This window comes from Promicromonospora iranensis (assembly GCF_028994805.1).
Lineage (GTDB): Bacteria > Actinomycetota > Actinomycetes > Actinomycetales > Cellulomonadaceae > Promicromonospora > Promicromonospora iranensis.
Map to the genome: position 1 here is coordinate 152107 of NZ_JAJQQP010000005.1, position 11641 is coordinate 163747.

Consider the following 11641-nt stretch of genomic DNA (forward strand, 5'->3'; position numbering starts at 1 on the left):
CCCGCTGACCAGTGATCTCGCGTTGCCGCGCCCCGCGGGGCACGATGGGGCCATGGCTCTTCGGATCGGGATTGTCGGCTACGGGGGTGCGGGCAGGCAAATTCACGCCCGCCTGGCGCGAGCAGCGGGAATGATGGTGACCGCCGTCGTCGCGCGGGACTCGGGACGGCGCATGCAGGCAGCCGGTGACTGGCCGGGCGCCCGCTTGTTCACCGACCTGCCGTCGATGCTCGCCGAGCCAGGACTCTACGACCTCGTCGTCATCGCGAGCCCCTCGTCCCTGCACGCCGAGCACGCGAACGCCGTGTCGGTGGCCGGCAAGCCCTTCGTGCTGGACAAGCCGATAGCGACCACCGCGGCGGAGGCCCGCCGGGTACTGAGCGCCGCGTCGTCGTCGGGCACTCCGTTCACGGTGTTCCACAACCGCCGGTGGGACCCGGAGCAGCTGACCCTCGCTGCCCTGCTCAAGCGTGGCGACCTCGGCACGGTGCACACCTTCGAGCGGCACTGGGAGCGCTGGCGCCCCAAGCCGCAGCAGCGGTGGAAGGAGAACGACACGGTCGGCGGCGGGCTCCTCCTCGACCTCGGCCCGCACCTCGTGGACTCGGCGACCCAGCTGTTCGGGCCCGTCGTCGCCGTGTATGCCGAGACGCGCACGCTCTCCACACCCACCGAGGACGACGTGTTCCTCGTGCTGCACCACGCGGCGCCCGGGACCGAGCCCGGCGTCGTCCCCGGGCGGGCCGCCGGCGCCGACGTCCTCTTCGGGGCCGAACCTCCCGCGAAGGGCGTGGTCTCCCGGCTGTGGGCCGGCTCCCTCGTCGGCGCACCCGGGCCGCGCACGCGCGTGCTGGGAGACGGCGGTGCCTACCTCGTGAACTCGTTCGAGGCCGATGCCTCACCCTTCGACGTGCTCGACGGCGAGCAGCCCGAAGGCACCCACGGCTGGCTCGTGCGCGGCCGGGAGCGGACGGCGGTGCCCCGGCCGCGCGGCGGGCACGAGGACTTCTACACGGCGGTCGCCGAATGGCTCGCCGGCGAGGCCGACGTCCCGGTCGAGCCGGCGGACGCCGTCCGCACCGCGGAGGTGCTGGACGCCGCCCGGTTGTCCGCCCGGGAGGGTCGGCTCATCGACGTGTGAGCCCGATGCGCGTACCCGTCCGTGGCGGTCTGCATTCGGGTGGTTCACCCACAGCGTTCCGGATTCAGCAAATCCTGTGGATAAAGGGCGGGCTTCGAAAAGCGGGGTTCTCATGAACGAGTGCACTACATCGAATCTGCGGAACTGGTCCGCGTGGCCGTCCCCACGGAGGCCGCAGCGCGCGCTCTCCTGGTGCGCCGTCTAGACACTCTCGCGACACTGGACCACCCCCATCTGGTGCCGCTCATCGCCATCTCCCCGAACGGTCCGGACAACCTGGACGTACGGCTGTCGCGTACGGGAGCTGTCGATCTGCCCACAGCCGTCGGATCCCGGGGCCCGCTGACCCCCGCGGAGGCCGCAGGCGTCACCGTCGCGATCGCGCAGGCGCTCGCGGCCCTGCATAGCGTGGGCCTGGTCCACGGTGGGGTCCGGCCGACGGACGTGCTGCTGCGCTCCGACGGGAGCGCGATGCTCCGCCCCCGCGTCACGCTCCCGGACCACAGCGACGACCCGGTCGACGTCACGTCGCTGGCCACGCTCGTGGAGTCGGTGCTGGGGTTCCCCGGCCCGAGCCTGAACTCCGCGGCGGACGAGGCCCTGCGTGCCGTCCTGGCCCGGGCCCGCGCGACGGACCCGCGCGACCGGCCGGAGCCGGGCACCCTCGCGGCGCTCGCGCACGACGCCGTGAAGCCGGTGCCGGTACGCCTCCCCGAGGGCTCGGCGCTGATCTCGGCGGCGATCAGCGGCCCGGTGCCCATCGCGGGTCACGTGCCGCTCGGCGCGCAGACGCCGTCGGCCTGGCGCTCGGCGGCCAAGACGCTGACCGGATCGATCGCCGTCGTGGACGGCCGCGCCTGGGTGGCCCAGGCGCGGCGTCGGGCGGCGATGCCGCTCGGCGGCCGGACCCGGTCCGAGCTCGTCGCGGAGGATGCCGAGCCGCGGACCACCACCGTCTCGGTGTTCGCCACCGCGATGATCGCGGCGGGCGTGATCGCCGGGATCACCGCGGGCGTCACGGCGATGCCCCAGGTCTTCGGGGGCGAGGAGCCGGCGGCTGCCGCGCCGTCGCCCGAGGCCTCCGGGCCGCGGATGGGTGGTATCAGCCCCGTGGCGAACGCCAAGGACCCAGCGGGCGCCGCAGCAGAGCTGACGTCGCGCCGGCTGGCGCTGCTGGCGGGCGCCGTGTCGGACATCGACGCGGTCAACGTGGAGGGCTCTCCGGCCTACCGGGCCGACAAGAAGATCCTCGACGAGCTCGAGCAGACCGGGGCCCAGGTGGTCGGCGCGTCGGCCGATGTCCAGTCGATGGAGGTCGTGACGGTGGGGCCGGGCGCCGCGTCCGCCCTGCAGAGCGCGACCACCGCCTCGCAGACCGAGCGGTCCGAGTCGGACGGCGTCGCCGAGGGCAAGCAGGCAAGCGGCAAGAAGGAGCCCATCGAGGCGGTGGTCCGGATCGAGTACACGATCACCGCACACATGCAGGTGTCCGACAGCGGTGAGACGGCGGTGCCGGCCTCGAAGGAGTCGGCCGACCTGACTCTCGTGTGGACCCCGCAGGGCTGGCGCGTCAGCGAGGTGCGCTGACCTCGTTCGTCTCCTCCACCACCCAGCGGGCCGCGTCCTGAGGGTTCGCGTGCGCCCACGTGAAGTCCGTCCGGGCCAGCACACCGGGCACGGCCCGCTGGGAGGCGACGAGGTCGTCGGCGAACTGGCCGACGCCGATCCGCAGCGCGAACCGGGGCACGGGGAGGACAGCGGGGCGGTGCAGGGCCTGGGCGAGCGCTCGGGTCAGCTCCCGGTTCGTCGTCGGCTCGGGCGCGACGGCGTTGACCGGGCCGCGGACGTCCGTGCCGATGACATGGCGGATCGCCGCCAGCTCGTCGGTGAGAGTGATCCAGCTCCACCACTGGCGGCCGGTGCCCAGCGGCCCGCCGAGACCGAGACGCAGGATGGGCAGCAGCTTGCCGAGCGCGCCGCCCGAGGGCGCCAGCACGATGCCGCTGCGCAGCCACACGACGCGCGCCCCGGCCTCTGACGCGGGAGTGGTCGCGTTCTCCCAGGCCTTGACGAGGCCGGCGAGGAAGTCGTCCCCGCGCGCGGACGCCTCGGTGAGGACCTCGTCCCCGCGGCTGCCGTACGCCCCGATCCCCGAGCTGTTGACGAGCACCGGTGGACTGTCCAGGCGGGCGACCGTGCGGGCGAGCAGGCTCGTCGTGGTGGTCCGAGAGCCGAGGAGCGTCTGCTTGTAGGCAGGGGTCCAGCGGTGGTCGCCGATCCCGGCGCCGGCCAGGTTCACGACGGCGTCCGCACCGTCCAGCGCTGCCGGGTCGAGCTCGCCGGTCCGCGGGTCCCACAGCACGTCGCGCACGGCGTCCGTGGGGGCGGCAGGGTGCGCGTCGCCTCCGGCGGGTGGGCTCGGACGGCGGGGCGACTCGAATGAACCGGCGCCGTCGGGCGGTTCCGCGCCGCGGCGTACCAGCCGTCGAACGCTGTCCCCGCGCGCGACGAGGTCCGCGACCAGGGCGGAGCCGATGAGACCGTGCGAACCCGCGACCACCACGTCCATGCTGTGAATCTAGCCTGCCGGGCAGGGGAGTCACCGCCGGGAAGACGGCTGTGGCCGGTTCCGAACCCGGAACCGGCCACAGCCGACTGCTCGCCGCTAGCTACGCGACGGGAGCTCTCGCGTCAGAGACCGACCTCCGACTCGAACGCGCCCTCCTCGATCCGGTTCTTGATGGCGGTGAGGAAGCGGGCGGCATCCGCGCCGTCGACCAGGCGGTGGTCGTAGGACAGGAAGATGTACGACATCGAGCGCACGGCGATGCTCTCGTTGCCCTCCGCGTCGGTCACGACGACCGGGCGCTTCGTGATGGTGCCCGTGCCCAGGATCGCGGCGTGGCCCAGCGGGACGATCGGGGTGTCGATGAGCGACCCGCCCGAACCCGTGTTGGTGATGTTGAACGTGCCGCCCGACAGCTCGTCCGGCGTCACCTTGTTCGCCCGGGTGCGGGCACCCAGGTCCTGGATCTGCCGTGCGATGCCGGCCAGGTTCAGGTCACCGGCGTTCTTGATGACCGGGACCACGAGGCCGCGCTCGGTGTCGACAGCGATGCCGACGTTCTCCGAGCCGTGGTAGGTGATCTCACCCTTCTCGGTGTCGATCGTCGCGTTGATCTTCGGGTAGGCCTTGAGCGCCTCGACGGCGGCCTGCGTGAAGAACGGCAGGAACGTCAGCTTGGCGCCCTCGCGCGCGGCGAACGACTCCTTGGCCTTGGCGCGGAGCTGCGCGACGCGGGTGACGTCGACCTCCATGACCGTGGTCAGCTGGGCCTGCGACTGCACCGCCTCGAGCATGCGCTGGGCGACGATCTTGCGCAGGCGCGACATCTTCTCGGTGGTGCCCCGCAGCGGCGACACCTCGAGCTTTGCCGGAGCGGACGGCGCCTTGGCCGCAGCGGGCGCTGCTTCCGCGTTCCCGCCGGAGGTCGAGCCTGCCGAGGCCTTGGCCTCGGCGGCCGCGAGCACGTCCTCCTTGCGGATGCGGCCACCGACGCCGGTGCCCTGCACCTCGTTGACGTCGACACCCTTCTCCGCGGCGAGCTTGCGCACGAGCGGCGTCAGGTACGACCCGATGGTGCGACCGCCCGATGCCGCCGCCGGAGCGTCGGCGGGAGCGGGCGCGGCGGGAGCCTCCGGTGCGGCAGGCGCCTCCGGTGCGGCAGGTGCCGGAGCAGCCTGAGCCGGAGCTGCGGGTGCCTCGGCGGCCGGGGCCGGAGTGGGCTCCGGCTCTGCCGGCGCCTCGGGAGCCGGGGCGGCAGCCTTGGTGGGCTCGGGGGAGTCCGCGGCCGGGTCCGGGACGGGAGCCGGTGCCTCGTCGGCCGGAGTCGCAGCACCCGAACCGACGAGCGCCAGGACGGCTCCCACCTCGGCCGTCTCGTCCTCCTGGACCAGGATCTTCTGGAGGGTGCCGGCGACGGGCGACGGGATCTCGGTGTCGACCTTGTCGGTCGACACCTCGAGCAGCGGCTCGTCGACGGCGACGTCGTCACCGACCTCCTTGAGCCAGCGCGTCACGGTGCCCTCGGTGACCGACTCGCCCAGTGCGGGGAGCGGGACCTCGGTGCTGTCACCGGACGGAGCCGGGGACTCGGCCGGAGCCGGGGACTCGGCGGCGGGCGCGGGAGCGGGAGACTCGGCGGCGGGCGCCTCGGCAGGGGCGGCCTCGGTGTCCTCCGTGGGCTCGGCCTCCGGCGCCGGCTCGGGGGACTCGGCGGCGGCCTGCTCGGCCTCGGGGGCGGCGGGCGCGGCGCCGGAACCGGAGCCGTCGCCGATGACGGCGAGAGTGGCACCGACCTCGACGGTGTCGTCCTCCTGGACGAGGATCTGCTCGAGGACGCCGGCGACGGGCGACGGGATCTCGGTGTCGACCTTGTCGGTCGACACCTCGAGCAGCGGCTCGTCGACGGCGACCTCGTCGCCGACAGCCTTGAGCCAGCGGGTGACAGTGCCCTCGGTAACGGATTCGCCGAGGGCCGGCAGCTGCACGTTCTCAGACATGACCTGTGGGGTCTCCTTTGTCGTTATTGGTCAGTTGTGGGCGTGCAGAGGCTTGCCGGCCAGTGCCATGTGTGCCTCTCCGAGTGCCTCGTTCTGGGTGGGATGTGCGTGGACGAGCGAGGCGACGTCCTCGGGGAACGCCTCCCAGCCGACGATGAGCTGGCCCTCGCCGATCAGCTCGCCCACACGCGAGCCGATCAGGTGCATGCCGACCACGGGTCCGTCCTTGCGGCGCACGAGCTTCGCGAAGCCCTGGGTACCCAGGATCTTGCTCTTGCCGTTGCCCGCGAGGTTGTACTCGATGGTCTCGACCTGGTCCGGGCCGTACAGCTCGGCGGCCCGCGCCTCGGTGACGCCGACGGACGCCACCTCGGGCTCGCAGTAGGTGACACGCGGGATCGTGGTCTCGTCGATCGTCACGGGCGCGAGGCCGGCGATCTGCTCGGCCACGAAGATGCCCTGCGCGAACCCGCGGTGGGCCAGCTGGAGGCCGGGCACGATGTCGCCGACAGCCCAGACCTGGCCACCCGCGGGAGTGGCGACACCGGTGCGGAGGAGCTCGTCGGCCTGGACGAAGCCGCGGTCGAGGCGGACGCCGGCGGCCTCGTAGCCGAGGTCGGCGGTGCGCGGCCCACGGCCGACGGCGACGAGCAGGAGCTCCGCGTCGAACGTCGTGCCCGACTCGAGCTCGACCTGTACGCCGTCCTCCGACTGCTTGACCTGGGCGAAGCGCTCGCCCAGGGAGAACTTGATGCCGCGCTTGCGGAACGCCCGCTCCAGCGCCTTGGAGAGCGCGACGTCCTCGTTCGGCACGAGGTGGGGCAGCGCCTCGACGATCTGCACGTCGGCGCCGAACGACTTCCAGACGCTCGCGAACTCGACGCCGATCACGCCGCCACCGAGCACCACTACCGACTTCGGCACGGTGTCCAGCTGGAGCGCGTCGTCGGACGTGATGACCCGGCCGCCGAGCTCCAGGCCCGGCAGGCTGCGGGCGTACGAACCGGTGGCGAGCACCACGTGGGTGCCGGTGTACTGCGTCGTCGTGCCGTCCGAGGAGGTGACCTCGACGACGCCAGGGCTCACGAGCGTGCCGTGCCCCTCGGCGACGGTGATCTTCCTGGAGGCGATCAGCCCCTGCAGACCCTTGTACAGACCGGCGACCACGGAGTCCTTGTAGGCGAGCACGCCGGGCATGTCGATGCCGTCCAGCGTCGAGCGGACGCCGAACTGCGCGCCGTGCGTGGCGGCGTCGGCCACCTCTGCGGCGTGGAGGAGGGCCTTGGTGGGCACGCAGCCCACGTGGAGGCAGGTGCCGCCGAGCTTGGCCTCCTCGACGAGAGCCACACTCAGACCCAGCTGTGCCGCCCGGAGCGCGGTGGCGTAACCGCCGCTGCCCCCGCCGAGCACGACGACGTCGAACGTGGCCGGATTGTCATGCGTAGGCACGTGCTGGCTCCTCGTTGACAGGGTGTTGGCACCGCGGGTCGGACAGCGGACACATTGTGAGCACCGCATGCCATCTTGACACTTCAGCGGGCGTGGCCCCAATTGTGAACCCGGCTCGCCGGGTGTGACCGTGGCGACATTGACGGGCAACCCGGGCTGTGAAGGGAGGGTATCCGCCTCGCGCCGGGCCGGAGGAGCCGGTGCCGGGCCGGCGATGGCCTTGTGCGCAGGAGTGAACAGGACCTGTGGGTTTCCTGGAATGGCGTGGAGATGCCTAGGACGGCGCGGGTCTCGCTAGTACGCTCGGTGCATGCCCCGCCAGTCCCGTAGCTCGCTCGCGCGTTTCTTCCAGCGACGCTCCTCGTCGTCCGGCAGCGGACCACGCCCGAGCGGCAACGACGCACGGCGTCAGACCCTGGCGCACCTCAACGAGTTCATCGGGTCGCGGGTCGGCGTCGAGGCCTACGTGGAGCCGCCGACCACGGACATCCCCAGCACCATCCTGCTCGTGGCGACCACGGGGGAGTGGACGCGCCGCCGGGTGCCGGACGAGCGCACCGCCTTCGACATCGCGAACCAGCTGGGGGTGCCGGTGTACAACGTCCGGTTCACCGGCTACCCCCAGCGGATGCGGGACTGGAACAGCGCTCAGCGCAAGGCGAAGTAGTCCTGTGGCGAAGTAGTCGTCTGGCGACTACTTCGCCGGGGTCGCGGTGGCGCGGCCCTCGAGGAAGCCCAGCAGGGTGCGGACACCCACACCGGTGCCGCCTCCGGGCGTGTAGCCGTGCGCCCCGCCGTCGTTGAAGGCGGGGCCGGCGATGTCCAGGTGGGCCCACGGGTGGTCGCCCACGAAGGTCCGCAGGAACAGGCCGGCGTTGAGCATGCCGCCCCAGCGCGGGCCCGAGTTCGCGACGTCGGCCACCTTGGACTTGATGTTCGACATGAGCTCCTCCGGGAGGGGCATCGGCCAGAACAGCTCGCCCGTGGCGTCGGCGGCGGCCTTGACCTCGTCGCGCACCTCGTCCGTGCCCATGACGGCGGACGTGCGGTTGCCGAGAGCGACCATCTGGGCGCCGGTGAGGGTCGCGATGTCGAGCACGACGTCGTGGCCGTCCTCGACCGCGGACACCAGGCCGTCGGCCATGACGATGCGGCCCTCGGCGTCGGTGTTCAGCACCTCGACGGTCTTGCCGCCGTAGATGGTGATGACGTCGGCGGGACGCTGGGCGTTGCCGCCCGGCATGTTCTCGGCGAGGCAGAGGTAGCCGGTGACGGCGAGCGGCAGGTTCAGCTTCGCGGCGGCGACGACCGTGGACAGGACGGCGGCGGCGCCGGCCATGTCGGACTTCATGGCCTCCATGCCCGCGGCGGGCTTGATCGAGATGCCGCCGGTGTCGAAGGTGATGCCCTTGCCGACCAGCGCGACCTTGCCGTTCGGCTTGGCCGGCGTGTAGGCGACCTTGACGAGCCGCGGTCCGCGCGACGAGCCCTGGCCGACGGCCGTGAGCCCGCCGTAGCCGCCGGACGCGAGCTGCTTGTCGTCCAGGACGGTCACCTTGACGTGCCGCACGTCCTTGGCGGCGGCCTTGGCCGCGTCGGCGAACGTGGCGGGGTACAGCTCGTTCGGCGCGGTGTTGACCAGGTCGCGGGCAGCGTGGACGGCCGCCGCGACGATCGCGGCGCGCTCGGCGGCGACCTTCGCCTTGGGGTTCTTGTGCAGCGGCGTCAGGATCTCGATGGTCGCAACCGGGTCCTTGCCGTTCTTGGCGGCCTTCGCCCCGTCCTTGCTCGCCCCGTCCTTGCCGGCGGCGTCCTTGCCCGAGGTGCGGTAGCGGTTGAAGGCATAGGCACCCAGCAGCGCGCCCTCGGTGACGGCGGTGATCTCGTCGTCGTCGGACGCGGGCAGCGCGATCGCGGCGGACTTGAGGCCCGCCAGCTCGCGGGTCGCCGCGCCGGCGGCGCGACGCAGGGTCTCGGTGGCGAAGGTGCCGTTCTCGGCGCGTTCGCCGAGACCGGTCAGGATCAGGACATCGGCGGCGAGCTTGGGTCCGGCCGGGATCTTGCGGACCTCGTCGCGCGCACCGGTCACCCCGAGCTGGGGCGCGAGCGACTCGAGCTCCGTCAGCAGATCCGTGGGGAGCTGGTCGGACACGACGGCTACGCCGTCCGACGTCTGGGCGGTCGCCACCACGAGCGCTTCGGCCTTGACGGCGGTGGGATTTTTGCTGGAGAGGGTCACGTCGGTCACGAGGCCGATCGTATCCCGCGCCCCTGACGCGCGGTCGTCGGGCGGTCCCGGCGTGGGTCTGCCGGGCCGTCCACGCGGCCCGGGGGCCGCGATGGAGGCGCAGGTCACGCACGGTCCGATTGCCGCCACTCAGGTGCTGACCGGTAGTCTGCGGGACGTGATCCTTGCCCTCCTGCTCCTCGTGGTCGCGCTGTGCGTGGTCCTGGCCGGGTGGGCCGGCTGGTTCGTGGCTCGTGACCGTGCGGTCATCCTGAACCAGCTGTGGGGCGGCGCCGTGGTCGAGGCCTTCGTCCTGGTACAGGGCGTCGTCGCCATCGTGCAGGGCGCCACCGGCGCCGGTGCGGCCGATCCGCTGCTGTTCTGGGGCTACTACGCCACGACCCTGGTGATCCTGCCGATCGCTGCCGCGTGGGCGTTCGCCGAGCGCACGAAGTGGAGCTCGGTGGTGCTGCTCGTCGCGTCGCTGACGGTGGCGTTCCTCGAGTGGCGCATGTGGCAGATCTGGACGGGAGCATGATGGAGCAGCGGACGGCCGGACGGCGGACAGGGCGAGGCTTCGGCCGGGTCCTGGTGACCGTCTACGGGATCCTGGCGTTCGCCGCCCTCGGCCGCTCGTCCTATGAGCTGGTCGTGAAGTTCGATGAGGCGCCGGTGGCGTACACGCTGTCGACCCTCGCCGCCGTCGTCTATGTCCTGGCGACGTTCGCGCTGGCGATCGGCACCCCTGCCTGGCGCCTGACCGCGTGGATCACGGTTGGGATCGAGGCCGTCGGCGTCGTGACCGTCGGAGCGTTGTCGCTCGCCGACGCGCAGGCGTTCGGCGAGTCGACCGTCTGGTCCGGGTTTGGCCAGGGCTACGGTTACGTGCCCCTTGTCCTGCCTTTCGTGGGGTTGTGGTGGCTGTGGCGGACGTCGCACAGCACGTCCGAGGAGAGGACTGCATGAGCTGGCCGTACTCGTCGTTGTTCAACGTCGCCTTCCGTCGCATGGACCCGGAACGTGCGCATGAGCTCGCGTTCTCGCTGATCGAGCGCGTGGGCAGGGTCCCGGTGCTGCGCGACGTCGTGCAGGGCGCCGTGGCTCCCTACCTCGGGCAGCGTGCCGGGGGACCAGGGAGCGTGCGTCTCTTCGGTCGTGTGGTACCCGCGCCGTTCGGCCTGGCTGGCGGGTTCGACAAGAACGCGCGAGCCGTCCGTGGCCTGACGATGCTCGGCTTCGGGTTCATCGAGGTCGGCACGGTCACCGCCCATGCGCAGCCCGGCAACGAGAAGCCGCGCATGTGGCGCGAGCTGGACGTGCGCGGGGTGCGCAACCGGATGGGCTTCAACAACGAGGGCGCCGCGGCTGCCGCGGACCGGCTGCGAGCGCTGCGGAGCACCGCCGCGGGCCGCGCGATCGTGGTCGGCGCCAACATCGGCAAGACGAAGGTGACGCCGCCCGAGGAGGCCGCCGCGGACTACGCGACGTCGGCCCGGCTGCTGGCTCCCTGGGCGGACTACCTCGTGGTCAACGTGTCCTCCCCGAACACACCCGGCCTCCGCGACCTGCAGGCGACGGAGTCGCTGCGCCCCATCCTGCAGGCCGTGCGCGCGGCTGCCGACGAGGCCACTGGCACGGCAGCCGGTGGGCGGCGCATCCCGCTGCTCGTGAAGATCGCCCCTGACCTCGCGGACGACGACATCGACGCGGTCGCCGACCTCGTGCTCGAGCTGGGTCTCGACGGTGTGGTCGCCGTCAACACGACCATCGGCCACGACCGCGGTCCCGGCGGGCTGTCCGGCCCGCCGCTGCTGGGCCGGGGTATCGAGGTCGTCGCCCGGCTGCGCGAACGGCTCGGCACGGGCCCTGTCATCATCGGCGTGGGCGGTATCACCAGAGCGGACGACGTCCGCGCCTACCTGCGCGCCGGAGCCGACCTGACCCAGGGTTACACGTCATTCGTCTACGAGGGGCCGCTGTGGGCGTCGCGGATCAACCGCGCACTGACCCGCTCGGCCGGCTCGACAGCCAGTGGGAGGTACGAGTGATCCGTCCGCAGTGGGAGTGGGCCCTGGGCGACGCCGAGGGGCGTCGCCTGAACGAGCCCGTCACGCCCGTCTTCACCGCGCAGTACGACGCCGAGCAGTGGCTCGGCGAGCACTGGCGCGCGCTGGCGGAGTCCGGTGCGGTGCAGGCGCGCCTGCTGCACGACGGCACCCCGGCGGCACCGGCCGTGGAGCTGCGGACGCCCTGAGGCGGTC

11 protein-coding genes are annotated in these 11641 nt (G+C 72.3%); 7 read left to right on the forward strand and 4 right to left on the reverse strand.

The annotated features are described in order from the left end of the window. The first annotated feature begins 52 nt into the window (after positions 1–52). Both LUM46_RS09935 and LUM46_RS09940 read left to right on the forward strand, forming a co-directional pair. Positions 53–1141: a Gfo/Idh/MocA family oxidoreductase gene (locus tag LUM46_RS09935; protein WP_274993678.1), complete on the forward strand. Its 1089-nt coding sequence runs from the start codon at positions 53–55 to the stop codon at positions 1139–1141. Between the two features lie 120 nt (positions 1142–1261). Then, a complete protein-coding gene (locus tag LUM46_RS09940; protein ID WP_274993679.1) occupies positions 1262–2728 on the forward strand; it encodes a serine/threonine-protein kinase in 1467 nt (488 codons plus the stop codon). On the opposite strand, the gene LUM46_RS09945 is transcribed toward LUM46_RS09940, so the two are convergent. The 3 genes from LUM46_RS09945 to lpdA all read right to left on the reverse strand — a co-directional run bounded on the left by LUM46_RS09945 (position 2712) and on the right by lpdA (position 7153). Then, the gene (locus LUM46_RS09945; RefSeq protein WP_274993681.1) at positions 2712–3710 is read right to left on the reverse strand and encodes a TIGR01777 family oxidoreductase; all 999 of its coding nucleotides are present in this window, start codon (positions 3708–3710) and stop codon (positions 2712–2714) included. The two genes, LUM46_RS09940 and LUM46_RS09945, sit on opposite strands and share 17 nt — an antisense overlap. Before the next feature lie 122 nt (positions 3711–3832). After that, positions 3833–5704, reverse strand: coding sequence for a 2-oxoglutarate dehydrogenase, E2 component, dihydrolipoamide succinyltransferase (gene sucB, locus LUM46_RS09950; RefSeq protein WP_274993682.1), 1872 nt, complete (start codon positions 5702–5704; stop codon positions 3833–3835). A 30-nt stretch (positions 5705–5734) separates the two neighbouring features. Further along, positions 5735–7153, reverse strand: coding sequence for a dihydrolipoyl dehydrogenase (gene lpdA, locus LUM46_RS09955; protein WP_274993683.1), 1419 nt, complete (start codon positions 7151–7153; stop codon positions 5735–5737). Between the two features lie 310 nt (positions 7154–7463). Between lpdA and LUM46_RS09960 the strand changes: the two genes are divergently transcribed. Further along, positions 7464–7820 (forward strand): oxidoreductase, encoded by a 357-nt coding sequence (locus tag LUM46_RS09960; protein WP_274993684.1) that lies wholly within the window; start codon positions 7464–7466, stop codon positions 7818–7820. Between the two features lie 27 nt (positions 7821–7847). Here the strand turns inward: LUM46_RS09960 and LUM46_RS09965 are convergent, their stop codons facing one another. Further along, positions 7848–9401 carry a leucyl aminopeptidase gene (locus LUM46_RS09965; protein ID WP_274993685.1) on the reverse strand — a complete coding sequence of 518 codons (1554 nt, stop codon included), beginning with the start codon at positions 9399–9401 and terminating at the stop codon, positions 7848–7850. A gap of 157 nt (positions 9402–9558) precedes the next feature. On the opposite strand from LUM46_RS09965, the gene LUM46_RS09970 reads away from it, so the two are divergent. Genes LUM46_RS09970 through LUM46_RS09985 form a run of 4 tightly spaced genes read left to right on the forward strand, consistent with a single transcriptional unit; the run spans position 9559 to position 11634 of the window. Further along, positions 9559–9918, forward strand: a complete 360-nt coding sequence (locus LUM46_RS09970) for a hypothetical protein (protein WP_274993686.1) — start codon at positions 9559–9561, stop codon at positions 9916–9918. Further along, the gene (locus tag LUM46_RS09975) at positions 9894–10346 is read left to right on the forward strand and encodes a hypothetical protein (protein ID WP_310243118.1); all 453 of its coding nucleotides are present in this window, start codon (positions 9894–9896) and stop codon (positions 10344–10346) included. Before LUM46_RS09970 ends, LUM46_RS09975 begins: the two co-directional genes overlap by 25 nt. Continuing rightward, positions 10343–11428, forward strand: a complete 1086-nt coding sequence (locus LUM46_RS09980) for a quinone-dependent dihydroorotate dehydrogenase (protein ID WP_274993687.1) — start codon at positions 10343–10345, stop codon at positions 11426–11428. The genes LUM46_RS09975 and LUM46_RS09980 overlap by 4 nt, the downstream gene beginning before the upstream one ends. After that, positions 11425–11634, forward strand: a complete 210-nt coding sequence (locus LUM46_RS09985) for a hypothetical protein (protein ID WP_274993688.1) — start codon at positions 11425–11427, stop codon at positions 11632–11634. Before LUM46_RS09980 ends, LUM46_RS09985 begins: the two co-directional genes overlap by 4 nt. Positions 11635–11641 lie beyond the last annotated feature (7 nt).

Coding starts and splice junctions, on each gene's coding strand:
- LUM46_RS09945 (WP_274993681.1), bottom strand. CDS start 3,710: ATGGACGTGGTGGTCGCGGGTTCGCACGGTCTCATCGGCTCCGCCCTG.
- LUM46_RS09980 (WP_274993687.1), top strand. CDS start 10,343: ATGAGCTGGCCGTACTCGTCGTTGTTCAACGTCGCCTTCCGTCGCATG.
- sucB (WP_274993682.1), bottom strand. CDS start 5,704: ATGTCTGAGAACGTGCAGCTGCCGGCCCTCGGCGAATCCGTTACCGAG.
- LUM46_RS09960 (WP_274993684.1), top strand. CDS start 7,464: ATGCCCCGCCAGTCCCGTAGCTCGCTCGCGCGTTTCTTCCAGCGACGC.
- LUM46_RS09935 (WP_274993678.1), top strand. CDS start 53: ATGGCTCTTCGGATCGGGATTGTCGGCTACGGGGGTGCGGGCAGGCAA.